At 70.2% G+C, this 24547-nt stretch carries 23 protein-coding genes and 3 pseudogenes; 8 read left to right on the forward strand and 18 right to left on the reverse strand.

The genetic code is table 11. From position 1 onward, the window contains the following. Nucleotides 1–100: 100 nt before the first annotated feature. The 5 genes from ACZ7IB_RS08030 to afsQ1 all read right to left on the reverse strand — a co-directional run bounded on the left by ACZ7IB_RS08030 (nt 101) and on the right by afsQ1 (nt 3882). Complete coding sequence (locus tag ACZ7IB_RS08030; RefSeq protein ID WP_114246256.1) at nt 101–301, reverse strand: PspC domain-containing protein; 201 nt, start codon at nt 299–301, stop codon at nt 101–103. 94 nt (nt 302–395) lie between these two features. Further along, on the reverse strand, nt 396–944 hold the full coding sequence (locus ACZ7IB_RS08035; protein ID WP_470910132.1) for a VanZ family protein: 549 nt from the start codon (nt 942–944) through the stop codon (nt 396–398). A 111-nt stretch (nt 945–1055) separates the two neighbouring features. Next, nucleotides 1056–1673 carry a hypothetical protein gene (locus ACZ7IB_RS08040; RefSeq protein ID WP_470910135.1) on the reverse strand — a complete coding sequence of 206 codons (618 nt, stop codon included), beginning with the start codon at nt 1671–1673 and terminating at the stop codon, nt 1056–1058. Then, a complete protein-coding gene (locus ACZ7IB_RS08045) occupies nt 1670–3208 on the reverse strand; it encodes an ATP-binding protein (RefSeq protein ID WP_470910138.1) in 1539 nt (512 codons plus the stop codon). The genes ACZ7IB_RS08040 and ACZ7IB_RS08045 overlap by 4 nt, the downstream gene beginning before the upstream one ends. Continuing rightward, nucleotides 3205–3882, reverse strand: coding sequence for a two-component system response regulator AfsQ1 (afsQ1, locus tag ACZ7IB_RS08050; protein ID WP_206433404.1), 678 nt, complete (start codon nt 3880–3882; stop codon nt 3205–3207). The genes ACZ7IB_RS08045 and afsQ1 overlap by 4 nt, the downstream gene beginning before the upstream one ends. A gap of 192 nt (nt 3883–4074) precedes the next feature. Between afsQ1 and ACZ7IB_RS08055 the strand changes: the two genes are divergently transcribed. Further along, nucleotides 4075–4863, forward strand: coding sequence for a SigE family RNA polymerase sigma factor (locus tag ACZ7IB_RS08055; RefSeq protein ID WP_470910142.1), 789 nt, complete (start codon nt 4075–4077; stop codon nt 4861–4863). 190 nt (nt 4864–5053) lie between these two features. Here ACZ7IB_RS08055 and ACZ7IB_RS08060 read toward each other — a convergent pair whose 3' ends face one another. Next, nucleotides 5054–5761: a uridine kinase family protein gene (locus ACZ7IB_RS08060; RefSeq protein WP_470910145.1), complete on the reverse strand. Its 708-nt coding sequence runs from the start codon at nt 5759–5761 to the stop codon at nt 5054–5056. A gap of 63 nt (nt 5762–5824) precedes the next feature. Here ACZ7IB_RS08060 and ACZ7IB_RS08065 point away from each other — a divergent pair, with 63 nt between their 5' ends. Next, a complete protein-coding gene (locus ACZ7IB_RS08065) occupies nt 5825–6241 on the forward strand; it encodes a hypothetical protein (RefSeq protein ID WP_470910149.1) in 417 nt (138 codons plus the stop codon). Nucleotides 6242–6323: 82 nt separating this feature from the next. Here the strand turns inward: ACZ7IB_RS08065 and ACZ7IB_RS08070 are convergent, their stop codons facing one another. Genes ACZ7IB_RS08070 through deoC form a run of 3 tightly spaced genes read right to left on the reverse strand, consistent with a single transcriptional unit; the run spans nt 6324 to nt 9677 of the window. After that, nucleotides 6324–7280, reverse strand: coding sequence for an aldehyde dehydrogenase family protein (locus ACZ7IB_RS08070; RefSeq protein WP_470910153.1), 957 nt, complete (start codon nt 7278–7280; stop codon nt 6324–6326). Next, nucleotides 7270–8709, reverse strand: coding sequence for an aldehyde dehydrogenase family protein (locus ACZ7IB_RS08075; RefSeq protein WP_470910155.1), 1440 nt, complete (start codon nt 8707–8709; stop codon nt 7270–7272). Before ACZ7IB_RS08075 ends, ACZ7IB_RS08070 begins: the two co-directional genes overlap by 11 nt. A 5-nt stretch (nt 8710–8714) precedes the next feature. Beyond that, nucleotides 8715–9677: a deoxyribose-phosphate aldolase gene (gene deoC / locus ACZ7IB_RS08080; RefSeq protein WP_470910460.1), complete on the reverse strand. Its 963-nt coding sequence runs from the start codon at nt 9675–9677 to the stop codon at nt 8715–8717. A gap of 124 nt (nt 9678–9801) precedes the next feature. Between deoC and ACZ7IB_RS08085 the strand changes: the two genes are divergently transcribed. After that, complete coding sequence (locus ACZ7IB_RS08085; RefSeq protein WP_470910157.1) at nt 9802–10476, forward strand: PH domain-containing protein; 675 nt, start codon at nt 9802–9804, stop codon at nt 10474–10476. Between the two features lie 34 nt (nt 10477–10510). Here ACZ7IB_RS08085 and ACZ7IB_RS08090 read toward each other — a convergent pair whose 3' ends face one another. Then, nucleotides 10511–11107, reverse strand: a complete 597-nt coding sequence (locus ACZ7IB_RS08090) for a dihydrofolate reductase family protein (RefSeq protein WP_470910160.1) — start codon at nt 11105–11107, stop codon at nt 10511–10513. Between the two features lie 81 nt (nt 11108–11188). Then, nucleotides 11189–11561 (reverse strand): annotated as a pseudogene (locus ACZ7IB_RS08095) (IS200/IS605 family accessory protein TnpB-related protein); the annotation flags it as partial. A gap of 296 nt (nt 11562–11857) precedes the next feature. On the opposite strand from ACZ7IB_RS08095, the gene ACZ7IB_RS08100 reads away from it, so the two are divergent. Continuing rightward, entirely contained in the window at nt 11858–12448 is a 591-nt protein-coding gene (locus ACZ7IB_RS08100; RefSeq protein ID WP_470910162.1) for a hypothetical protein, read from the forward strand. A gap of 293 nt (nt 12449–12741) precedes the next feature. Here ACZ7IB_RS08100 and ACZ7IB_RS08105 read toward each other — a convergent pair whose 3' ends face one another. Continuing rightward, the gene (locus ACZ7IB_RS08105; RefSeq protein WP_470910165.1) at nt 12742–13680 is read right to left on the reverse strand and encodes an oxidoreductase; all 939 of its coding nucleotides are present in this window, start codon (nt 13678–13680) and stop codon (nt 12742–12744) included. A 104-nt stretch (nt 13681–13784) separates the two neighbouring features. Here ACZ7IB_RS08105 and ACZ7IB_RS08110 point away from each other — a divergent pair, with 104 nt between their 5' ends. Continuing rightward, nucleotides 13785–14375 (forward strand): TetR family transcriptional regulator, encoded by a 591-nt coding sequence (locus ACZ7IB_RS08110; protein ID WP_470910462.1) that lies wholly within the window; start codon nt 13785–13787, stop codon nt 14373–14375. A gap of 133 nt (nt 14376–14508) precedes the next feature. On the opposite strand, the gene ACZ7IB_RS08115 is transcribed toward ACZ7IB_RS08110, so the two are convergent. After that, complete coding sequence (locus ACZ7IB_RS08115; RefSeq protein ID WP_470910167.1) at nt 14509–15186, reverse strand: helix-turn-helix domain-containing protein; 678 nt, start codon at nt 15184–15186, stop codon at nt 14509–14511. A gap of 276 nt (nt 15187–15462) precedes the next feature. Here ACZ7IB_RS08115 and ACZ7IB_RS08120 point away from each other — a divergent pair. Beyond that, nucleotides 15463–16907 (forward strand): annotated as a pseudogene (locus tag ACZ7IB_RS08120) (NCS2 family permease). Between the two features lie 45 nt (nt 16908–16952). Here ACZ7IB_RS08120 and ACZ7IB_RS08125 read toward each other — a convergent pair. The 4 genes and pseudogenes from ACZ7IB_RS08125 to ACZ7IB_RS08140 all read right to left on the reverse strand — a co-directional run. Continuing rightward, nucleotides 16953–17171 (reverse strand): annotated as a pseudogene (locus tag ACZ7IB_RS08125) (hypothetical protein); the annotation flags it as partial. A gap of 188 nt (nt 17172–17359) precedes the next feature. Next, nucleotides 17360–19000, reverse strand: coding sequence for a phospho-sugar mutase (locus tag ACZ7IB_RS08130; protein WP_470910169.1), 1641 nt, complete (start codon nt 18998–19000; stop codon nt 17360–17362). A 135-nt stretch (nt 19001–19135) separates the two neighbouring features. Next, nucleotides 19136–19960, reverse strand: coding sequence for a purine-nucleoside phosphorylase (locus tag ACZ7IB_RS08135; protein WP_470910170.1), 825 nt, complete (start codon nt 19958–19960; stop codon nt 19136–19138). A 102-nt stretch (nt 19961–20062) separates the two neighbouring features. After that, nucleotides 20063–20500 (reverse strand): gamma-glutamylcyclotransferase family protein, encoded by a 438-nt coding sequence (locus ACZ7IB_RS08140; RefSeq protein WP_072486709.1) that lies wholly within the window; start codon nt 20498–20500, stop codon nt 20063–20065. A 260-nt stretch (nt 20501–20760) separates the two neighbouring features. Here ACZ7IB_RS08140 and ACZ7IB_RS08145 point away from each other — a divergent pair, with 260 nt between their 5' ends. Both ACZ7IB_RS08145 and ACZ7IB_RS08150 read left to right on the forward strand, forming a co-directional pair. Next, on the forward strand, nt 20761–22254 hold the full coding sequence (locus tag ACZ7IB_RS08145; RefSeq protein WP_470910174.1) for an NAD(P)H-quinone dehydrogenase: 1494 nt from the start codon (nt 20761–20763) through the stop codon (nt 22252–22254). A gap of 186 nt (nt 22255–22440) precedes the next feature. Next, entirely contained in the window at nt 22441–23415 is a 975-nt protein-coding gene (locus tag ACZ7IB_RS08150) for a DeoR/GlpR family DNA-binding transcription regulator (protein ID WP_189275286.1), read from the forward strand. A 213-nt stretch (nt 23416–23628) separates the two neighbouring features. Here ACZ7IB_RS08150 and ACZ7IB_RS08155 read toward each other — a convergent pair whose 3' ends face one another. Further along, on the reverse strand, nt 23629–24228 hold the full coding sequence (locus ACZ7IB_RS08155; protein WP_470910177.1) for a TetR/AcrR family transcriptional regulator: 600 nt from the start codon (nt 24226–24228) through the stop codon (nt 23629–23631). Nucleotides 24229–24547: the final 319 nt, after the last annotated feature.

The following is a 24547-nucleotide window of genomic DNA, read 5'->3' on the forward strand; positions in this document are numbered from 1 at the left end:
CCATCTTCCCCCCTTTGTGCTTCCCCCCCCCACCCCCCCTCTTCGGGGACCCCCCCCCCCCCCCCCCCCCCCCCCCACAGGCGTGTTGTGCGTACGCGGGTCACCAGGCGGCGGACGGCGTCTTCTCGGACGGGAACAGCACCCACAGCGCCAGGTAGAGCAGGAACTGCGGCCCCGGCAGCAGGCAGGAGACCAGGAAGATGATGCGCATGGTTCCCGCGGAGGTGCCGAAGCGCCTTGCCAGCGCTGCGCACACTCCGCCGATCATGCGTCCGTCACGGGGGCGGGCAAGTGCGGCCATGGTGGGCTCCTTCGCGAACCGTTGCTGAGGGAGCAGCTCCTTTGTGCTCCCGATGCATCCATGGTCGCCCGGCGAACAGGGGCAAAGCGTCGCTCTACGGTGCGATACCGACCCTGGGAATCGTCGGGGTCGACCCCTGAGCCGCCTCGTCCCTGGGGTGGGGCAGCACCCTGACCCGCTGCTGGTTCCTGCGGCGCAGCCGCGCCCGGCACATGGGTACGACCAGCAGATGGGCGAGCGCCACACCGGTGGTGTTCAGCAGCAGCGAGTCGACGTCGACGACCTGCCCCGGCACCCCGGTCTGCGCCAGTTCGATGGCCAGCGAGATCAGCGCCCCCGCCGCGACGGTACGGGCCAGCGAGGCCCACGGGGAGACGAACAGCCGGCCCCCGGCCACCGGCAGCAGCACGCCCAGTGGGGCGAGCAGCAGCAATCCCTCACCGATCCGGCGGGCGGCCTCGACCGGGCCCAGGGACAGGTCCGCTCTGATACCGGCGAACGGTTGAAGATTCGAGGCGGTCGTCCACGGCACATCGAGCGGGCGCAGCGTCAGCCACCCGACAAGCAGCAGATGCGCGAGGAGGAGGGATACCCCGGCCGCGCGGAAGCGGATGACAGCTTGACTGCCCGAACCTTGACGCACGCCACCCAAGACGCGCCGGGCGGCGGGATCGGTTCCGCCCGGCCCGACTAAGACCGACCGGCAAATGGGGAAGGCGGCGTCGCGGGGCTGGCCACGCACCGCCCCCCCCGCTCAGGCCCCCGTCCCCGCCCCCAGCGTCGGTGCCGCCTTCGGCCTGGCCTTCGTCTCCGAGGTACACAGATACCCACGCGGCGCATAGTTCCCCGGCCCGCCCAGCACCACCGTGCCGTCCGGGGCGAGCGACTCGCTCTCCGCGTACGTGCACACGATCTGCGCCAGAGCCTCGGACGGCAGGTCCTCCGGCTGCTCGCTGAGCCGCAGCGTGCCCTGCCGGTCGCCGCGGCGGCCCGCGCTGATCTGCAGGGTCGCCGGGACGGCCGTGGAGAACCCGGCCTGCCGCTCATCGGCGGGCGGCTTCTGCTCCAGCTCGTCCAGGAGCGCCTGCGCGATCCGGACCCGGTCCGACTTCGTATCGCCGACCTGCACCGTGCGGTCCACCGTGACCAGCTGCGAGGAGCAGACCAGATAGATCTGTACGGGGATGCCCTGGACGGCCTGGGTGGCGACGTCCTCCGCGGACATCGAGCACGGCACCTGGGACGGTGCGGCCCCGGCATCCACCGGCACGGAGGTGGTCCTGATCCCGCAGCCCGCGGCCAGCACGGCCGTGATCGCGGCACCGGCCAGCGCCACTGCCGAACGGTGTGCCCGGCGGTTGCTGCCCATCACGTCGCGTCGCCCTCCTCGTCCTGAACCCCCGCGTCGTGATCCCCGGCGGAACGGGTGAGCGGCTCGGCATCGCGCGGCAGCCGCAGTACGAACACCGCGCCGTCGCCGTCCGGCGAGTTCGCGGCCGTGATGTCACCGCCGTGGATGTGCGCGTTCTCCATGGCGATCGACAGACCGAGACCGCTGCCCTCGGAGCGCGGCCGGGAGGCGCTGGCCTTGTAGAACCGGTCGAAGACATGCGGCAGGACGTCCTCGGGGATACCGGGGCCGTGGTCGCGGACCTCGATGACGAGTTCGTCGTCCTCGGTCCGTACCGAGACCCGTACCGGCGAGCCGCCGTGCTTGAGCGCGTTGCCGATCAGATTTGCCAGGATCACATCGAGCCGGCGCGGGTCGAGGCGGACCATCATGCCGCGCTCGGCGTCCAGATCCACCGCGTCCAGCCAGGCGCGGGCGTCGATGCAGGCGGTGACCTGGTCGGCGACATCGACCGTGTCGAGGACGAGCCGGGCCGTACCCGCGTCGAAGCGGGTGACCTCCATCAGGTTCTCCACCAGGTCGTTGAGGCGCCGGGTCTCGCTCACCACGAGATGCACCGCGGGCGCGATCATCGGGTCCAGGCTGTCCGCCTCGTCCTCCAGCACTTCGGTGACGGCGGTCAGCGCGGTGAGCGGGGTGCGCAGTTCGTGGGACATGTCGGCGACGAACCGCCGGCTCGCCTCGTCCCGCGCGCTCATGTCCGCGACCTTCTTCTCCAGTGAACTCGCGGTCCTGTTGAACGTACGGGAGAGATCGGCGAGTTCATCGGTGCCGGACACCACGAGCCGGGTGTCGAGCTTGCCCTCGCCGAGCTTGCGGGCGGCGTCACCTAGCCGTTGCACGGGCCGCAGCACGGTCGTCGCGGCGGCCTGCGCGAGCAGCGCCGAGCCGACCAGGGCGAGCCCGGTGGCGATCCCCAGCGACCAGGCGAGGGAGTTCAGGTCCTGCCGCTCCTGGTCGAGCGACTTCAGCATGTAGCCGGTCGGACCACCGCCGATGATCTTCGTACCGCCCACCAGATACGGCGTACCGCGGATGCTGACCCGCTGCCAGAACAGGTGGTACTCGTACTTGTTGCCCGCCTCCACCGGCTGCTTCTTGTTGACCGCCTTCTGCAGCGACAGCGGCACGTTGTCGAGCGTGAAGGTGTCCAGGTCGGAGTTGCCGACGATCGGCTTGCCGGTGTCGCGCTCGTCGACCAGCAGCACGCTGTAGCCGGGCGAGCTGCTCGCCATCTGCACGGCGGCGTTCTGCAGATCGTCCTTGGTGGGACGCAGCGGCAGCGACGCCGCTCGGTTCTGCATCTCCTGGCGGAAGTCCCCGAGCGCGGAGTCCTGGGTACGCGTCAGTACGGCCTCGCGGTTCAGCCAGTACGCGATCCCCGAGGCGGACACCGCGGCGGTCAGCGCCACCAGCGCGAACACGACGACGAGACGCAGTCGCAGACTGGTCCAGCGAAGCCCGGTGAGCAGACTCCGTCTGGCGGCGTCGCTCACTGAGGCGAATCCAGCCGGTAGCCCACACCCCGAACGGTACGGATCAGGGTCGGCGAGGACGGTACGTCCTCCACCTTGGCGCGCAGCCGCTGCACACAGGCGTCCACGAGCCGGGAGTCACCGAGGTAGTCGTGCTCCCAGACCAGCCGCAGCAGCTGCTGCCGCGACAGGGCCTGGCCCGGCCGGCGGCTCAGCTCCAGCAGGAGTCGCAGCTCGGTCGGCGTGAGCTGAAGATCCTCGCCGTTCTTGGTCACGGTCATCGCGGAGCGGTCGATCACCACGCTCCCGAAGGACGCGGAGTCGGTGGACTCGCGCTCACCGCGGCGCAGTACCGCCCGGATCCGGGCGTCGAGCACCCGGCCCTGCACGGGTTTCACCACATAGTCGTCGGCACCGGACTCAAGCCCGACCACGACGTCGATGTCGTCGCTGCGCGCGGTCAGCAGAATGATCGGCAGCTGGTCGGTGCGCCGGATGCGCCGGCACACCTCGAAACCGTCGATGCCGGGCAGCATCACATCCAGCACGATCAGATCCGGCCGCTGCTCACGCAGCAGTTTCAGGCCGTCCTCTCCCGTCGCCGCGGTGGCCACACGGTGGCCCTGGCGTGACAGCGAGAGTTCGAGGGCCGTGCGGATGGCGTCGTCGTCCTCGATCAGCAACAGGAAAGGCACGCTGGTCATTCTGACCCATGGCGGAGCCCCAGTTCGACAGTTGGCGCCGACTCATACATCCGGCGCACCGCCGACGCACGGACGGCAGGCCCTGTGACAGGGCTGTGACAGTCGGGGGACAGCGCGATGAAACTGCCCCGGCAAGCTCATTGGCACAAGGAACGGACGGACTCCACCGATGGGGGGCGCGAGATGAACGCAACTCACAGCACCACCGCAAGCGCAGTTGTCACGCGTCTCCACGATGTCGGCCGGAGCGCCGAGAAGTCCGGCGCCGGAGGGGGGCCCTCCCTGCTCGAGCGAAGCCGAGAGCTCGGGGGAGGGCGGGGGTGCGAACGCACCGCCAGGCGTCAGCACACGCCGTACATGACGGTGGTTGACGCGCCTGTGGGGGCCAACGGGGGAGCCGCGTACGGGGAGGCCATGGGGGAGCGGAAGCCCCCGGCGCAGGCCGAGGACGCCGAAACGGCGTTCACGGCCTACGTCCGGGAGCGCCGTGCCTCCCTGTACGCAACCGCCTACCACCTGACCGGAGACCGGTTCGAGGCCGAGGATCTGCTGCAGAGCGCCCTCTTCTCGACGTACCGGGCGTGGGACCGGATCAGCGACAAGGCGGCGGTCGGTGGCTATCTGCGCCGCACCATGACCAACCTGCACATCAGCGCCTGGCGCAGGCGCAAGCTCAACGAGTACCCGACCGAGGAGCTGCCGGAGACGGCGGGCGACACGGACGCGATGCGCGGCACGGAACTGCGCGCCGTGCTCTGGCAGGCGCTGGCGCGGCTGCCCGAACTCCAGCGCACGATGCTGGTCCTGCGCTACTACGAGGGTCGCACCGACCCGGAGATCGCGGCCATCCTCGACATCAGTGTCGGCACGGTGAAGTCCAGCATCTGGCGGTCGCTCCGTCGGCTGCGCGAGGACGAGGTCCTCAGCTTCGGCCGTGACGAGGAGGAGTCCTTCGGCGAGCTGGTGGCCTGAGGGGACGGGGGGATACGAGGGAAAGCGGGGCCGCTGCCTCGGGGGAGGCGGCGGTGCACGGGGGAGTGCTGCGGGGTCGGACGGGCCGGGGGGTCCGGTCCGGCCCCGTCGGCGTGTGTGCAAGATCAGGCCCCGCCGGCGATTGAGGAGCGGGGGGCCGAGGGCGGCGCCCCCGGATACGGGAAGCCCGCTACACCGTCCCCCGCGCCGCGGACGCCCGTCGGCAGCGTCCCGCCGCCGCGGCGGCCAGCCGTCCCAGTGCCTCCTCCTTGCCGCACGGATACGCACCCAGCGCCGTCTGCCGCGCCACGATCCGCCGTTCCGCCCGCATCAGCCGCCACCCCCGCCGCAGCAGGAACGTCACCGACTTCCGTCCCTCCCGCAGATCCCGCAACAGCCGACGGCGGAACGTCGTCGTCGGACGGCCGCGCAGACACAGTGCGTCGGCGAGCACGCCCAGCTCCTGGCACCGTTCGACTATGTCCGCCGCGAAGATCCCCTCGGCCACGAACAGAGGCGTGCGCTCGATGTGGAGGGCCTCCCGGTCGACCCGGGAGCTCGTGGCGATGTCGTACACCGGGACGTTCGTGCGCCCCGTGCGGCACAGCTCCATGATCGCGGCGACCGCCGCATCGGCGTCCCAGGACTGCACGGAGTCCCAGTCGATGTCCATACTGCCGGTAACGAGCGGCAGCGTGGGGTCGTCGCCCTCCTTGTAGAAGTCGTCCAGGCGCAGCACCGGCAGGTCGGTGCGGGCGGCGAGGGAGGACTTGCCGGAGCCGGAAGGTCCGGCGAGCAGCACGACGCGGGTCGGGATCGGTTGGGAATTCACAGGACACGAGTGTGAGGCATTGACCCGCGCAGGGGATCCCCCGGTGCCTGTGTTGGTATCGAGCATCACACCTCAACTACTCTACGCACTCAGATGGTTACTCGATCGTCACGATCAGGTGGGAACTCCATGGCACGTCACGCACTTTCCAAGTCCCGGCGCCGCACCCTGCTGCGGGCAGGTCTGACCGTCACCGCGGTGGGTGCCGCGCTCGGTGCGGGGGGTGCGGCGGCCCAGGCGGCGCCGCTGCCCCTCGCACCGGCCGCGGGCGCCGACAGCAGCCTCGGCGGGGTCGGTGAGGAGACCGGGAGCGCGGTGACCGGGACGCTCGGGCACTCGCTCAAGAACGGCATCGCACCGGTGACGCATCTGCGCCTCGACCCGCTGGCCGGTACGGGCGTGGACCCGCTGGACAACGAGGTGGGGACGCAGGTCGCCGACTTCAAGCCGCTCTCCACGGCCGCCGTCACCGACCCGGTGACCAGTGGGGGCGAGGTGAAGGACCTGCCGGTGGTGGGGCAGGTGACAGAGGTGCTGCCCGGCTGAGGTGGACGCGGGCAGGGGGGACACCGGCACGGACACGGCCCGCCCTTCCGGGATTCAGGAGGGGCGGGCCGCCGTCACGCGGTCAGTACGACGATCCCGAGGCACCCAGTGCGCCCGTCGGGTGCCAGACCGTCTTCGTCTCCAGGAAGGCCGTCAGGCGGTGGGTGCCCGGATCGGCCGACCAGTCGAAGGCGCCGTCTTCGCCCACAGCAGAGGAGGGGGCGGCGCTCTGCGCCTCCTTCTCGGGGCGGTGGCGGGAGACGGGTGGGCTGAGAACTCGCTTCAGGTTGTCCGCCGCAGCGATCTCCAGCTCCTTCGCCAGAGCGGGGTCCGCGCCCGTGAGGTCGATGGCGTTCACGTCCTGGTGGGACGCGAGCGGTGCCGCGATCTCCGCCGTCTTCCCGGACAGGATGTTGACGACGCCGCCCGGCAGGTCGGAGGTGGCCAGCACCTCGCCCAGGGACAGGGCCGGCAGCGGGGAGTGGGCCGAGGCGATGACGACCGCCGTGTTGCCGGTCGCGATCACCGGAGCGATCACCGAGACCAGGCCCAGGAACGAGGACCTCTGGGGCGCCAGCACCGTGACCACACCGGTCGGCTCGGGCGTGGACAGATTGAAGAACGGGCCCGCGACCGGGTTCGCCCCGCCCACGACCTGGCCGATCTTGTCGGTCCAGCCCGCGTACCAGACCCAGCGGTCGATGGCCGCGTCCACGACGGCCGCCGCCTTGGACTTCGACAGGCCCTCCGCGTCCGCCACTTCCCGTACGAACTGGTCCTTGCGGCCCTCCAGCATCTCCGCGATGCGGTAGAGGATCTGGCCGCGGTTGTACGCCGTCGCGCCCGACCAGCCGCCGAACGCCTTGCGGGCGGCCACGACCGCATCACGCGCGTCCTTGCGCGAGGACTGGGGGGCGTTCGCCAGCCACTTGCCCTTGGAGTCCGTCACCTCGTACACCCGGCCGCTCTCGGAGCGGGGGAACTTGCCCCCGACGTACAGCTTGTAGGTCTTGAAGACGCTCAGACGGTTATCGGACATCGAGGTACGCCTCCAGGCCGTGACGGCCGCCTTCGCGGCCGAAGCCCGACTCCTTGTAGCCGCCGAAGGGCGAGGTCGGGTCGAACTTGTTGAACGTGTTGGCCCAGACGACGCCCGCCCGGAGCCTGTTCGCCACCGCGAGGATGCGGGAGCCCTTCTCCGTCCAGATGCCGGCCGAGAGGCCGTACTGGCTGTTGTTGGCCTTGGCGACCGCCTCGTCGGGCGTACGGAACGACAGCACCGACAGCACCGGGCCGAAGATCTCGTCGCGGGCGATGGTGTGCGCCTGGGTGACGTTCGTGAACAGCGTCGGGGCGAACCAGTAGCCGGAAGAGGGGAGTTCGCAGGGGGCGGACCAGCGTTCGGCGCCCTCCGCCTCGCCCGTCTCGACGAGCGCGGTGATCCGGGCGAGCTGCTCCGCGGAGTTGATCGCGCCGATGTCGGTGTTCTTGTCCAGCGGGTCGCCGAGCCGGAGAGTGGACAGCCGGCGCTTCAGGGCGTCCAGCAGCTCGTCCTGGATCGACTCCTGTACGAGCAGGCGCGAGCCCGCGCAGCAGACCTGGCCCTGATTGAAGAAGATGCCGGTGACGATGCCCTCGACGGCCTGGTCGATCGGGGCGTCGTCGAAGACGATGTTGGCGCCCTTGCCGCCCAGTTCCAGGGTGACCTTCTTGTCCGTGCCGGCGACCTGGCGGGCGATGGCCTTGCCGACCGCGGTCGAGCCGGTGAAGGCGACCTTGTTGACGTCCTCGTGCTCGACGAGGGCGGCGCCCGCGTCCCCGTACCCGGTGAGGATGTTCACGACCCCCTTCGGCAGGCCCGCCTGGCGGCAGATGTCCGCGAAGAAGAGCGCGGAGAGCGGGGTCGTCTCGGCGGGCTTGAGGACCACCGTGTTGCCGGTGGCGAGCGCCGGGGCGATCTTCCAGGCCAGCATGAGGAGCGGGAAGTTCCACGGGATGATCTGGCCCGCGACGCCGAGGGGGCGGGGGTTCGCGCCGTAGCCGGCGTGGTCGAGCTTGTCGGCCCAGCCCGCGTAGTAGAAGAAGTGCGCCGCGACCAGGGGGAGGTCCGCGTCGCGCGTCTCCTTGATCGGCTTGCCGTTGTCGAGGGTTTCGAGAACGGCGAGCTCGCGGCTGCGCTCCTGGATGATCCGGGCGATCCGGAAGAGGTACTTGGCGCGCTCGGAACCGGGCAGCGCCGACCACTTCTCGAAAGCCTTACGGGCCGCCTTCACGGCCCGGTCGACGTCCGCGGCGCCGGCCTGCGCGACCTCGGAGAGCACCTCTTCGCTGCTCGGCGAGACCGTCTTGAAAACCTTGCCGTCGGCCGCGTCGGTGAACTCGCCGTCGATGAACAGGCCGTACGAGGGCGCGATATCGACGACCGAGCGCGACTCGGGGGCGGGGGCGTACTCGAATACAGATGCCATGGGGATCAGTCCACCGTCACGTAATCGGGGCCGGAGTAACGGCCGGTGCTGAGCTTCTGGCGCTGCATCAGCAGATCGTTCAGCAGGCTGGAGGCGCCGAAGCGGAACCAGTGGTTGTCCAGCCAGTCCTCGCCCGCGGTCTCGTTCACCAGCACCAGGAACTTGATCGCGTCCTTGGAGGTACGGATGCCGCCGGCCGGCTTCACGCCGATCTGTACGCCGGTCTGCGCCCGGAAGTCGCGCACGGCCTCCAGCATCAGCAGGGTGTTCGCGGGCGTGGCGTTGGTGGAGACCTTGCCGGTCGATGTCTTGATGAAGTCGGCGCCCGCCAGCATGCCGAGCCAGGAGGCGCGGCGGATGTTGTCGTACGTGGACAGCTCGCCGGTCTCGAAGATCACCTTCAGCCGGGCGTCGGGGCCGTCGGCCCGCGCGCACTCGGCCTTCACGGCGAGGATCTCCTCGTACACCTTGAGGTAACGGCCGGAGAGGAAGGCGCCACGGTCGATCACCATGTCGATCTCGTCGGCCCCGGCGGCAACGGCGTCGCGGACATCCGCGAGCTTGACGTCGAGGGCGGCGCGGCCGGCGGGGAAGGCCGTCGCCACTGACGCCACCTTCACGCCGGAACCGGCCAGCGCGGCGACGGCCGTCGCCGCCATGTCGGGGTAGACGCAGAGCGCCGCGGTGCGCGGGGTCGTGCGGTCGGTCGGGTCGGGATTGACGGCCTTGGCGGCGAGAGCCCGGACCTTGCCCGGGGTGTCCGCGCCTTCCAGCGTCGTGAGGTCGATCATCGAGATGGCCAGGTCGATGGCGTACGCCTTGGCCGTCGTCTTGATCGAACGGGTTCCGAGGGACGCGGCGCGCGCTTCGAGGCCGACGGCGTCGACGCCGGGCAGCCCGTGCAGGAAGCGGCGCAGCGCACTGTCGGACGCGGTCGCGTCGGAGAATGCGGGAGCAGTGGTGGGCATGGTCACCAGAGGAGCATATCTACGCGCGTAGCGACCTGTACAGGGGGCCCGTTCATCCGTGCGTCGCACAGTACCGGGACGGCCGCCCCGGCGCCCCTTGCGCACGTCAGGCAGAATCGGGCCCATGACGAGCCCCACACCGCCTGCCGAGCCCACCTACGCCGACCGGACCTTCCGGTCGCCCGCCGGGATCGCCGGGGGTGTCCTGCTGCTGCTCCTCGTCTGCTGGATCGGCGGGGACGCCGTGTTCCGGGGCGACGGCCGGGTGCCGTGGCTGGCGCTGGCCGGGCTGCTGACCGCGGTGCCGCTGGTCGTCGCGTTCACGCTGCGGCCCGTCGTCCTCGCCAACGAGCAGCGCATCAAGATCCGTAACCCGTTCCGGACGATCACCATGCCGTGGACGGCGGTCGCGGATCTGCGAGCCGGGTATTCGAGCGAGCTGTTCACCGAGGACGGCGCCAAGTACCAGCTGTGGGCGGTACCCGTGTCGCTGCGCCAGCGGAAGAAGGCGGCCAGGCAGCAGTCCCGGCGGTCGCTGGACGACCCGTACGACCGTACTTCCGTGCATGCGGACGTCCGTGACACCAAAACCCGGACGGCGACGGCCGACCAGACCATGGCGGACCTGCGGGAGCTGGTGGAGCGGGCGAAGGCGGGGGCAGGTTCCGGGAAGTCGTCGAAATCCGTGGCGACTTCGGACTCTTCGTCGTCCTCGGTCTCGGTGCGCTGGGCGTACGAGGTGATCGCACCGGCGGTGGTGGGCGCGGTGCTGCTGGTGGTGCTGCTCGCGACGGGCTGAGGTCTCAGCCGCAGAGCAGCCCCGTCCTTTCTGCCTACCTCTTGGTGGCCGGCCGGTAGGTGCACACGTGCACGCCCGTGCCGCTGGTGACCGTCGAGACCAGCTCAAGTGTGCGCAGCGCACCGTCGTCGGGGAAGATCGTCTTTCCGCCGCCGAGGATCACCGGCAGGATCATGAGCCGGAGCTCGTCGGCCAGGCCCTCGCTCAGGAGGCTGCGTACGAGCGTGGGGCTCCCCATGACCAGCAGGTCACCGCCTTCGGACCCGCGCAGCTCCTGGATGCGGGCGACGGCCTTGTCGCCGGGGATACGCGTGGTGTTGTCCCAGGACAGTTCCGAGTCGCCCAGCGTGTCGGACACGACGTACTTCGGGATGGCGTTCATCCGGTCGGCGAACGGGTCCCCGGACCGCTCGGGCCACGCCGCGGCCATCGACTGCCACGTGCGGCGCCCGAACAGCAGCGCCTCGGCCTTGGACAGCGCGTCGTCGAAGGCGCCGCCCACCACCTCCGGATCGAAGAACGGGTGCGACCAGCCACCGTGGGCAAAGCCGCCGTCGGTGTCCTCGTCGGGCCCGCCCGGCGCCTGCACGACGCCGTCCAAGCTCATGAACTCGCTGATCACAGTGCGCATGGGACTCGCTCCTCATCCTCGATCCGGGTGGACTGCACTCCGGGTGTACGGCAATGGAGACTGTCACACCGCCCCGACCGGGTTCCCCGATCGGGAGGGACAGGCGGTGCCGCAGCGTCCCGATCCCGGCCTCCAGATTCCGGATGTGCGCCGCCTGACAACGCCGGGCCAGCGCCCACTGATCGTGTGTGGCCTTGGTGATCGTACCGGCGATCCGCGACGACGACTGGGCGGTCAGGTCCCGCTTGCGCGACGCCCAGGTGTCCGCGCTGTGCTCCAGACCATCCGCACAACGAGCCCTGAGGTCACGGGAGGCGAGCGCGCCCTGATGCTCACCGATCGCGCGCAGAACCTTCTCGTCCTGGGGGGTGAGGTGCTTGAGGCGGTCCCGGATCGCCACCCCGCAATGCCCGGGCGCCACGAAGGGCGCGGCCAGCTCCCGCCAACCACCCACCACAACACCCCCTCCCACGAGACCGGACACCCGCTACCCAGTAGCGAGCAGCAGACGCCAAGGTCACCCGTTCGGCCCCGGAACTTCCGTTCCCGCCCCGCGAAGCCGCCGACAGGACTCACTCCTGCTCACTACAACGCACTTCAGCTCAGCAAACCGACAGCAGCTCACACCCCCTTGCCGCGAGCGGACGGTTCCCATCTGACAAGATCGTGCGCTTGAACATGCGCCGGCTGTGGGGGCTTTGCCGCCCGGCCGGGCAACGGGAATGTTTCAACGGGGAGATCGAAGAAGATATGCGCACGTGGAATCGTGCTGTGCCGGCGGCGGTGGGCGCCCTGGTGCTGGCCGTGGTGCTGACCGGTTGCAACGACTCGGATTCGGGGAAGGGCGGGCACAGTTCCAGCTCCTCGTCGGAAGACAGGACGAGCTACCGTCTGGGCGAGGCCAGCCCGCCGCAGGAAAGCACCATGCAGAACTCGAAGGACAGCAAGTTCACGGTCACGCCCACGAAGGTGCAGACCGGAACGAAGGCCGACATGGACGACTCCGGCTTGGAGAAGGACAAGGACGAGGCCCCCAAGGTCCCCGTGTACGTGTGGTCCACCCTCACCCACAAGAGCGGCAAGCCCATGGAAGTCGGCGACATGGACGACGACTTGGTCGTCAAGACGGACAAGGGCGAGCGCACCAAGGCCCTCGTCGTCATCATGGGTGACGCCAAGTGGCCGAACTGCCCGGCGACCGACACCGGCAAGAAGCTGAGCCCGGGACAGTCGGAGAAGATCTGCACCGCCTTCCTGATCCCCGAGGGCCAGAAGGCCGCCGCGGTCCAACTCAGCCAGGGCTTCTACAACGACCCGCTGGAGTGGCCGGTCAAGAACTGACGCTCGGCCGGGGCCTCGCCGAGCCCGATAGCCGGGGCTTCGCCGCTTGACGGAGTGCGCGCACCCGAGACGGAGGGTGCGTGCACTCCACCGCCATCTTTGCCGGAGACGGTGGACACGACCGAGCCCGGTTCCGGAGCGGACACGCCTGCCTCACCGCACCCCCGGGCAGCGGTAGTGATTGTGCGCGTGGGAGCAACCGGTCGTGCGCAGATCCGCACTTGGCCCGGGGGTGCGGTGAGGCAGGCGAGACCGAATGGGCCGCAGTGCAGACGATGCGGCAGCAGAACGGGTCAGACAGGCGTCGGGAACACGAACCGTACGTCGGTGAGTTCTTCCGACACCTCCCACAGCCGACGGCCGGTCTCGGCGTCGGATGCCGTGGGGGACAGCTGGACCCGCGTCGGTCCGCCGCGCAGTTCGGCCAGGCCGTCCGGGCCGATGAACTGGCCGCCCGCCACGCTCGGGTCGGTCGCCGCGTACAGCTGAGGCAGTGCGCCGTGGGCCGGGGGCTGGGCGAACAGGGGGTTGCCGATGCGGCCGAACACCACTCGCCACAGACCGATCGGCGCACTCGTCTGCAGATTGGTGGCGGTATAGCCGGGATGGGCGAGCACGCTGCGCACCGGGCTGCCGGCTTCGGTCAGCCGTCGGTGGAGCTCCCGTCCGAAAACGGCATTGGCGAGCTTCGACTGGTTGTAGAAGGTCATGGGCCCGTAGCTGCGCTTGCCGCCGAGGTCATCGAAGTGGATGCGTCCCTGCCGGTGGTTGATCGAACTCACCGTGACGACGCGCGGGTCGTGTCCGGCGGCCAGGAGATCGAGCAGCAAGCCGGTGAGCGCGAAGTGGCCGAGATGATTGCAGGCGAACTGCAGCTCGTGGCCCTGCGCGCTCAGCGATCGAGGCGGTGCCATCACGCCGGCGTTGTTGACGAGCACGTCCACTCTTGGGTGATCGGTGTGCAGCTGATCGGCGAAGGCCCGCACCGAGTCCAGATCGGCCAGGTCGAGGTGGCGCACTTCGAGGCCGGCGTCCGGCTGCTCGGCGGCGATCTCTGCGACCGCCCGGCGGCCCTTTTCCTCGTCGCGCACCGCAAGGATCACGTGCCCGCCCCGGCGGGCGAGCGCCCGGGTGGTCGCCAGGCCCAGGCCGCTGTTGGCCCCGGTGATGACGAACACCCGCTTGGTCTGGTCCGGGATCTGATCAGGAGTCCAGCGCTGCTGCTGTGTCATGCGGCACAGATTGCCGCTAGTGGCACTTAGTGTCAAGATGCGCCTGAGTGTCACACGAGGCATGGCGTTACGATGGTCCGGTGAGTTCCCGCCCCGAAGTGAGCATGGCCCAGCGCAAACGTCAGCTCGTCTCGAACGAGCTGACCGAAGCGGCGCTGCAACTGCTGGCGCTGAAGGGGTTCGAGGTGGTCACCGTCGACGAGATCGTGACCGCCGCCGGTGTGTCCAAGAGGACGTTCTTCCGGTACTTCGCGTCCAAGGAGGACGTGGTCGTCCAGTTCCTGGCCGACATGGGCACCGGCATTCGCGCAGAGTTGGCGGCCCGCCCCATCGAGGAACGGCCCTCTGTGGCGCTGCGGCACGCCGTCTGGGTCTCCGTCGCCGCCTGCGGTGACCACTCGGACCGGGCGCTGCCGGTGGTTCAGCTGATTCTGCGCACCCCCGCCCTGCTCGCCCGTTTCCTGGAGCGCCGGGCGCAGTGGTGCGACGACCTGACTGCGGAGCTGGCGCGCCGCCTGGAGCTCGACCCCGGTACCGATCTGTACCCGCAGCTTGCCGCCGGGATGGCGCTGGCCGCCTTCGACGCCGTGCTGCAACGGTGGAGCGGCAGCGACGGCGCCGAGGACCCCGCCGAACTGACCGACCGGGCCTTCGCCCTGATCGCCCCGGCGTTGGACGCCGTCGAGCGACGGTAGCCCTCCGGCTGCTCTCGCCGCCGTTTTCCCGGCTGCTGCCCGGCGGCCATGGCGGCCTCCCGCGACTCGTGATTGGGCAGACCGGTCTGCCCAATCACGTTCCCGATGCACCGGCCGTGCGGATGCGGCCCGGTCAGTGCTCCGGGAGCCGGGCCCAGAAGTGGTTGACGATGTCGTCGATGTAGCGTCGCCCGTTTTCGCCGGAGGCGGTGGTGCCGCCGGCTCGGCTGAGGGTGGCGGCCATGAGGGTCTGGTACTCGTGGTGCATGTCGCGCAGGGGGTCTTGCAGGTCGCGGCGTTCCGTGGAGACGAGGCGGGCGATGGCGCGGATGTGGGCCTGCCAGCGGGTGGAGACGGCTTCGGTGAGGAGGCGGGCGAGTTCGTCCTCCAGGCCGGTGATGGCGATGAAGTCGCGTGGGGGCAGGTTGAGGAGGGTGCCGAGTTTGGCGGACTGTCGTTTGTCGCCCGTCCATCGGCCGGTTTCTTCCATCTGGTGGTAGGCGTCGAGGGTGAGGCCGGTGGCGCGGGCGACGTCCTCGACGGCCAGTCCGCGGGCGAGACGGTGTTCACGCAGGGTGCGGGGAGCGCCCATGAGTTCGTGGGGGTTGCACCACAGGGCACCGGCCAGGGCTGTGAGTTCGCCCGCGGTGGGCAGTGCGGTGCCGCGTTCCCACGCGGTGATGTGCTCGGGAGTGATGTGGGTCGTGCCGTAGGAGGCGCGCATGCCGTAAGCGACGTGGCCGGGGGCCATCCCGAGTTTCTCGCGCAGGATGCGGGCGGCGCGCGCGTTGAAGGGGAGCGGTGGATGCACGGGCTGAGAGTAAGGAGTCACCCGGGGTGAACTCCATGGCCGCTGTCGCCCGCATCCCGGTTTGGCTGGATAGGTCGCCGGTGATTTTGGAGGAACCGACAGGGGGTGGTGCGGGAAAGTCAACTGGTGTACTCCGCAGGGCAATTGAGATCACGTCCCTGCCGCGTATGATCCGCTCGCAAAGCGCCGTATGTGTGTTCGTACAACCGACTGACACACGCTTCCGGCGCCACTGCCATGTTTTCCCTCGCACTTGCAGGTCCAGGAGACGCAGTCATGCACACCAGCACGACAGGCCCGGCCGAAGCGCCGACAGTCAGACCCGGTGGCCCGCTCAACCGGTTCTTCCGCATCGGCGAACGGGGCTCGACGTACGGCCGTGAGATACGTGGCGGGTTCGCCACCTTCTTCACCATGGCGTACATCCTCGTACTCAACCCGATCACCTCAGCAGTACCGAGGACAAGTTCGGCCACCAGTTGGACGCCGGTCAACTGGCAACCGCCACGGCCCTGGTGGCCGCCGTGATGACCGTGATCACGGGTGTGGGCGGCAACCTGCCGCTCGCTCTGGCCGCGGGCCTGGGTCTCAACGCCGTCACCGCCTTCCAGATCGCCCCTCTGATGAGCTGGGACGACGCGATGGGCCTCATCGTGCTCGAAGGCCTGCTGATCTGTGTACTGGTGTTGACCGGCCTGCGTGAGGCCATCATGCACGCCATTCCGCAACCTCTCAAACAAGCCATCAGTGTCGGCATCGGCCTGTTCATCGCCTTCATCGGCTTCGTGGACGCCGGGTTCGTCACCCGCATCCCGGACGCCGCGAACACCACCGTGCCCGTCCAGATCGGCACAGGCACCCTCACCGGCTGGCCCATGCTCGTCTTCTGTCTCGGCGTGCTGATGACGATCGTCCTCCTGGCCCGCAAGGTGCAGGGCGCCATCCTCATCAGCATCGTCGTGATGACCGTCGTCGCCGTCGTCATCAACGGGATTGCCGACATCAAGTCCTGGGGTCTGACCGAGCCCTCGCTGCCCGACAAGCCCATCGCCGCACCCGACTTCGGACTCCTGGGCAAGTTCGATCTGTTCGGCTCGTTCGGTCAGGTCAGCGTGCTGACCGTCGTCCTGCTCGTCTTCACTCTCCTCCTGTCCGACTTCTTCGACACGATGGGCACCGTCGTCGGCGTCACGGCCGAAGCCGGACTCCTCGACGAGCGCGGCCAGGTCCCCGGTCTGGGCCGCGTGCTGCTCATCGACGGCGCAGCCGCCGTCGTCGGCGGCGCCGCCTCCGCCTCGTCCGCCACCACCTACATCGAGTCCGCCGCCGGTGTCGGCGAAGGCGCACGCACCGGCTTCGCCAACCTCATCACCGGGGGCCTTTTCGCCCTCGCCCTCTTCTTCACCCCTGTTCTGACCATCGTGCCCCTCCAGGCGGCGGCCCCCGCCCTCATCGCGGTCGGGTTCCTGATGATGACCCAGGTCAAACACATCGACTGGGACCGGTACGAACTCGCCATCCCCGCCTTCCTGACCATCGCCGTCATGCCGTTCACCTACTCCATCACCAACGGCATCGGCGCCGGCTTCCTCGCCTGCGTGGTCATCAAGGCGTGCCTGGGCAAGGCCCGCGAAGTCCACTGGCTGCTCTGGGGCACTGCGGCGCTCTTCCTCGTGTACTTCGCCATCGACCCGCTGGAGCAGCTGCTCAACATCAAGTAGCCGACGTGGTGGACCCGAAGCGGAGCGGGGGACGGCCCGAGACGATCAGCGACGGAGTGTGTGAGCACATCGCGTCCGCCTGATCGCCCGGACGTCCCCCGCCGGCCAGGAGACCACTGCCCGCATCCGCCGGCGCGACGCCCGCGCGGCCGGAGGCCGGCTCATCAGCTGTCGGCCCGTGGGCGGTTCGAGGACCACGGGCACCGGCACCGGGATGCCTCCGTGCACCACCCGCACCCGGCCGGACCCGAGTGCGACCGCGCTCGAGGTGAACCTCCGTCCGCGACAGCCGTGCGCTTCGGGGAATCACCGCGGCGACCGCCACCTCACACCGGGCCGCGGCACCCCGGCCCACGGCCGGTACCGGGGTGACCTGACGCTCCGGTCCTGCGTGGGCCCGGACACCGGCTTCACGTATCTGACGCGTACGTGAAGCCGGCGGTCACAACAGGTCAGATCCCGGCCGCCGCCGCCAGGTCCCGCTTGATCCCGGCGAGCAGCTCCGCACCCTTCGCGCGGGCCGCGGGCAGCTCGTCCGCCGAACCGACCGGCACCACGACCTCCAGGTAGCACTTGAGTTTCGGTTCGGTGCCGCTCGGGCGGACGATCACCCGGGCGCCGTCGAGGCGGTAGCGCAGCCCGTCGGTGGGCGGCAGCTGCTCCGTACCCTCCGACAGGTCTTCGGCCGAGGTGACGGCGAGACCGGCGAGCGCGGTCGGAGGCTGCTCGCGGAGCCGCCGCATGGCGTCCGCGATGACCGACAGGTCCTCCACCCGGACCGACAGCTGGTCGGTGGCGTGCAGCCCGTGCTCGACCGCGATGTCGTCGAGGAGACCGAGGAGCGTACGGCCCTGCTCCTTGAGCACGGAGGCCAGCTCGGCGACGAGCAGGGCGGCCGTGATGCCGTCCTTGTCGCGCACGCCTTCCGGGTCGACGCAGTAGCCGAGCGCCTCCTCGTATCCGTACCGCAGGCCGTCCACGCGGGCGATCCACTTGAAGCCGGTCAGCGTCTCCTCGTACCCGTTGCCCGCCTTCTCGGCGATCCGGCCGAGCAGTGACGACGACACGATCGACTCGGCGAAGACGCCGGTGGCGCCTCGGGCGACCAGGTGCGCGGCGAGCAGCGCGCCGACCTCGTCGCCGCGCAGCATTCGCCAGCCGCCGTCCGCGGTGGCGTCCGGCACGGCCACGGCGCAGCGGTCGGCGTCCGGGTCGTTGGCGATGACGAGGTCGGGGTCCGTACGGCGTGCGGTGGTGAAGGCGAGATCCATCGCGCCGGGCTCTTCCGGATTGGGGAAGGCGACGGTGGGGAACGCCGGGTCGGGCTCCGCCTGCTCTGCGACGAGCACGGGCTCCGGGAACCCGGCCCGTGCGAAGGCGGCGGTCAGCACGGAGGTGCCGACGCCGTGCATCGCGGTGTACACGACCCGGGCGGTACGTGGCGATCCGGTGGCGAGCACGGCGTCCGTACGGGCCAGGTAGGCCGCCAGGACCTCGTCACCGAGGGTCGCCCAGCCGTTGTCGGGTCGGGCCACGTCGTCGAGCGGGCCGACCGCGGCGATCGCGGCGGCGATCTCGCCGTCCGCCGGGGGGACGATCTGCGAGCCGTCGCCGAGATAGACCTTGTAGCCGTTGTCGCGCGGCGGATTGTGGCTGGCGGTCACCTCGACGCCCGCGACGGCGCCCAGGTGCCGTATGGCGTATGCCAGCACAGGAGTGGGGAGCGGGCGGGGGAGTACCGCCGCGCGCAGGCCCGCTCCGGTCATCACGGCCGCGGTGTCGCGGGCGAAGTCGGCGGACTTGTAGCGGGCGTCGTACCCGATGACGACGAGCCCGCCGGTCTGTCCCTCGGCCTTGAGGTAGGCGGCGAGTCCGGCCGCGGCGCGGATGACGACCGCGCGGTTCATCCGCATCGGCCCGGCCCCCAGCTCACCGCGGAGCCCGGCCGTGCCGAACTGCAGCGTGCCGGCGAACCGTGCGGCGAGCTCGTCGAGGTCCTCGGTGTCGATGAGCTTGCCGAGCTCGTCACGGGTCTCGGGATCGGGGTCCTCCGCGAGCCACGCCCTGGCCTGCGCGATGAGGTCCTGCTGCACGGTGTCCGCCTTTCTGCGGGGTGGGGTGGGTTACGGGGGCGCTGCCCCCGGTTCGGGAAGGGGCGGGGCGGGGAACAGGCCGCCGCGGGCGTCATGCCCACCCGGAACCCGCACCCCGTGGCCCTCACCCCCGGCTCAGATCCGCTCGAGCACCCGTGCCAGCAACGCCCCCATCCGCGTAGCGGAATCCCGCCCCGCCTGCAGCACCTCTTCATGGTTGAGCGGCTCCCCGCTCAGCCCCGCCGCCAGGTTCGTGACCAGCGAAATGCCCAGCACCTCGGCGCCCGCCTCCCGTGCGGCGATCGCCTCCAGCACGGTGGACATGCCGACCAGGTCGCCGCCCATGACACGGACCATGTTGATCTCGGCCGGGGTCTCGTAGTGCGGACCGGGGAACTGCACGTACACACCCTCTTCGAGGGTCTCGTCGACCTCCTTGCACAGCGCGCGCAGCCGCGGCGAGTACAGGTCGGTCAGGTCGACGAAGTTGGCGCCGATGATGGGGGACGCCGCTGTCAGGTTGATGTGGTCGCTGATCAGGACCGGCTGCCCGGGGCGCATGCCCTCGCGCAGACCGCCGCAGCCGTTCGTCAGGACGACGGTCTTGCAGCCGGCGGCGACGGCGGTCCGGACCCCGTGCGCGACGGCGGCGACGCCGCGGCCCTCGTAGAAGTGCGTGCGGCCGAGGAAGACCAGGGCGCGCTTCTCGCCGATCCGGTACGAGCGGATCGTGCCGCCGTGCCCCTGCACGGCGGGCGCCGGGAAACCGGGCAGGTCGGTCACCGGGAACTCGGCCTCCGGAGTGCCGAGCGCATCGCCCGCAGGTGCCCAGCCGGAACCCATCACGAGCGCGACGTCGTGGGTCTCGGCACCGGTCAGCTCGCGCAGGCGGGCGGCGGCGTCGGCGGCGGCCGCGTGCGGGTCGCCATGGATGTTGTCCGGAATAACTGATGCGTTCACGCGGATGAGGGTAGCCGGTGATTCCCTACGCGCGTAGATGCCCATGCGTAGAGTCTGCACACGCTTCCTCGTACATTCACACAAAAGCGCTGGTCCGGCAGGTCAGCAGGGACGCTTGCGCAGTTCCATCACATAGTCGTGCGGCGCGCCCGCGGACTCCGCGGCGTCCGCGATCTCGCCCAGATAGCGGGCGGACGGCAGCCCGCCCTCGTACCCGTTCAGCACATACATCCAGGCCGGCTCCTCGCCGTCCAGGGTGTGCACACGCACCCGCATCCGCCGGTAGATGTCGAGGCCGACGCCCTCCCACCGGTCCATGGAGTCCTCGTCCATCGGCGCCAGGTCGTACAGCGCCACGAAGACCTGGGAACGGGGGGCCTCCACCACCGTGGCGAGCGCGCCCTCCCAGCCCATCTGCTCCCCGCCGAAGGTCAGCCGCCAGCCGTTGAGCCAGCCGGTGCCGCGCAGCGGGGAATGCGGTGCGCGGCGCGTCATCAGCCGCGCGTCGAGGTTGCCGGCGTACGCGGCGTAGAGCGACATGGGGTCGAGGGTACGGGAGGCGGTGGGCGGAACGCCGATTCCTGTGAGGAAGACCCCTTACGGGGTTCCGCGCAGCGTTCCGCTTGCCGTCCCGGAACCCCGTCCCGCACGCCCCGGCGCACGTATGGAGGGCCCCGGGGCGAAGCACCTTGGCGCGTGCGGGACAATGAAGTACGTACTGCATTCCCCGGGGCGACCCCCCGGACCCCCGGCCGGGGCAGCAGACGGCCGCGGGATGACACACGCGAGGCGGACTTTTCGTGACCCGGATCGTGATCATCGGCGGCGGACCCGGCGGGTACGAGGCGGCATTGGTGGGCGCCCAGCTCGGCGCGGAGGTGACCGTCGTCGACTGCGACGGCCTCGGCGGCGCGTCCGTGCTCACCGACTGCGTGCCCTCGAAGACCCTGATCGCGACGGCAGAGGTGATGACCACCTTCGACTCTTCGTACGAGGAGTTGGGCATCATCGTCGCGGACGACACGCCGCACATCGAGCAGGCGGCCCGTGTCGTCGGCGTCGACCTCGGCAAGGTCAACCGGCGCGTGAAGCGCCTGGCGCTCGCCCAGTCCCACGACATCACCGCCTCCGTCACCCGTGCCGGGGCGCGCGTGATGCGCGGTCGCGGCCGCCTCAAGGGCCTCCAGGCCGCCGACGGCTCCCGCACGGTCGTCGTGACCGCCGCCGACGGTACGGAGGAGACGCTCACCGCCGACGCCGTACTGATCGCGACCGGTGGCCACCCCCGAGAGATTCCGGATGCGCTCCCCGACGGCGAGCGCATCCTGAACTGGACCCAGGTCTACGACCTCGACGAGCTTCCCGAGGAGCTCATCGTGGTCGGCTCCGGCGTGACGGGTGCCGAGTTCGCGGGCGCGTACCAGGCGCTCGGCTCACGCGTCACCCTCGTCTCGTCCCGTGACCGGGTGCTGCCGGGTGAGGACCCGGACGCGGCCGCCGTCCTGGAGGACGTCTTCCGGCGCCGCGGCATGAACGTCATGGCCCGCTCCCGCGCGTTGGCTGCGAAAGTTGTGCCGGGAACCACTGAGGGACCCTCCTCGCCGAAGGCGGGCAAGGAGGGACGTGTCGGCGACCGGGTCGAGGTCACCCTCGCCGACGGCCGGGTCATCTCCGGTTCGCACTGCCTGATGGCGGTCGGCGCGATACCGAACAGCGCGGGCATGGGCCTGGAGGAGGCCGGGGTCAGGCTCAAGGAGTCCGGCCACATCTGGACCGACAAGGTCTCCCGCACCAGCGCCCCCGGTGTCTACGCGGCCGGTGACGTCACCGGGATCTTCGCCCTCGCCTCGGTCGCCGCCATGCAGGGCCGGATCGCGATGTACCACTTCCTCGGTGACGCGGTGGCCCCGCTGAACCTGAAGACGGTCTCCTCGAACGTCTTCACCGACCCCGAGATCGCCACCGTCGGCTACAGCCAGGCCGATGTCGACTGCGGCAAGATCGACGCCCGGGTGGTCAAGCTGCCGCTGCTGCGCAACCCGCGCGCCAAGATGCAGGGCATACGCGACGGCTTCGTCAAGATCTTCTGCCGGCCCGGCACCGGCATCGTGGTCGGCGGCTGTGTCGTCGCGCCGCGGGCGAGCGAGCTGATCCACCCCATCTCGATCGCGGTCGACAACAATCTGACGGTGGAACAGATCGCAAACGCTTTCACTGTGTATCCGTCCCTGTCGGGATCGATCGCGGAAGTGGCCCGTCAATTGCACACCCGTAAGCTCACAGGCGAGGCGTAAGCGCCTTCGGGAACCCGGCAATCCCCGGCAACTCCCGGCAACTCAGGCGGTCGGGTGACCGCCTGACGATCAGTACGGAACAACAACGGGGCCGCCTATACCACTTGGTGGCCCCTTGTATGTACAACTTCTGTTATTCGGCGCAAACTGCTGAAAACACTCGAGCGTCACGTTACTGTCAGTTTCGTGTTCGCTGCAGAACGTCGTCAGTTGATCCTCGAAATGGTGCGTGCCAACGGGGCGGTATCGCTCCGTGAGCTCGCCCGCGTCGTCCAGACCTCCGAAGTGACCGTACGGCGGGACGTGCGGGCGCTGGAGGCAGAAGGACTCCTCGACCGCCGGCACGGCGGTGCGGTCTTGCCGGGCGGTTTTACGCGGGAGTCCGGCTTTCCGCAGAAATCCCATCTCGCCACCGCCGAGAAGACGGCCATCGCCGATCTGGCCGCCGGTCTCGTCGAAGAGGGTGAGGCCATCGTCGTCGGTGCCGGTACGACCACGCAGGAGCTGGCCCGTCGGCTCGCGCGGATCCCCGGTCTGACCGTCGTCACCAACTCGCTGCTGGTCGCCCAGGCGTTGGCCCATGCCAACCGGGTGGAAGTGGTGATGACCGGCGGCACCCTGCGTGGCTCCAACTACGCCCTGGTGGGCAGTGGGGCCGAGCAGTCCCTCCAGGGACTGCGGGTCTCGCGAGCGTTCCTCTCCGGGAGCGGGCTCACCGCGGAACGCGGCCTCTCCACGTCCAACATGCTCTCCGCGAGTGTGGACCGGGCCCTGGTGCAGGCCGCGGCGGAGGTGGTGGTCCTGGCGGACCACACCAAGCTCGGCTCCGACACCATGTTCCAGACGGTGCCGACGGATCTCATCACCCGTCTGGTGACGGACGAACCGCCCGGCCACGACGACCGTGCCGCCACCGAGTTGCAGGCCCTGGCCGACCAGGGGGTGCAGATCGCGGTGGCCGGCGCCGGAAGCGGGCCCGCACCGGCCGAGGCCCTCCCGCCGGGCCGCCAGACCCGCCGGGACATGCCACTGCCCGGGCAGCGCCGTACGCGCGGGGGTGGTCCCGGGGGGCCCGGCCCGCAGCCGCTACGGAGCGCTGCGGTACTGGCGGAACAGGGGCAGGGGGATCGCGCGAGAGTGGCGGATCTGCGGCGCCGGTAGGGGCGGGGGGTTACTTTCCCCGACCCGACCTGACCCGCCCCTTCTCGAACCCGGGGCGGAGCCCCTGGTCGTTGTTCCAGACCGTCCGGCGACTGAGGGCCGGGGCCCGGGGCAGCGCCCCGGTTCGGGAAGGGGCGGGTAGGGGAACAGGCCCCGCGCAGCGGACCCGCAGCGCCCACGGCCACCCGCGCCCGCCGCACGCACCCGCACCCCTCAAGCCCCCTCCGCGTTCGGCCCCTTCAGCCCCTGCAAGGTCAGCATCAGCAGCCGCCCCGCCAACTCCGGATCATCCGGCGACTGCTCCGCAGCCAGCGCGATCGCGTTCGTCAGCTGCATCAGGTCGTCGATGGACACATCCGCCCGTACGGCCCCACTCGCCTGCGCCCGCGCCAGCAGCACCGCGCCCGCCTCACGCAACGGCACATTGCACTGCGAAAGTGCCGAAGTCTCGTCCCGTGACGTCGACATGAGCGCCTGGGCGAGCCCGCGGTACTCACCCGCATGAGTGATGATCGTGCCCAGCCACTCCACCAGGCCCCCGCACGGCTGCTCCGCCCCCGCGAGTTCGCGGGAACGGGTGATCAGGGAGGTGAGGGCCTCCTGGAAGACGGCGTTCATCAGCGCGTGCCGGTTCGGGAAGTGCCGGTACAGCGTGCCGATCCCCACGCCCGCACGTCGCGCGATGTCCTCCAGGGACGCATCGGTGCCGTGTTCCGCGAAGGCGGTACGGGCCTCACCCAGCAGCCGGTCGTAATTGCGGCGCGCGTCGGCACGCATGGGCCGGGCCGGCGTCTGTGCCGTGCTCATCGCCATTGCGCAGTCCTCCCTCGTTTCCGCCCCAGGGTCCAGGATGCCATCGCATATCCGGAGGACGCCTTCGTATCGATGGTCGAGGGCTACGAGACCGGGCTGCTCGCCGGGGCCGGCTTCCTGGCGCTGCCCCTGATCCTGCTGCTCGCCACAAGCACGGCCGCCGCGCCCACCCGCCGGGAGTGGCACACGCCGCCGAACGACCGGGGGGGGGGGGGGGGGGGGGGGGGGGGGGGGGGGGGGGGGGGGGGGGGGGGGGGGGGGGGGGTGGGGGGGGCTGCGTTGCTTTGGCATCTTAGCTAGCGGGAGAGTGGCGGGTTAG

This window comes from Streptomyces sp. NPDC037301 (assembly GCF_055602785.1).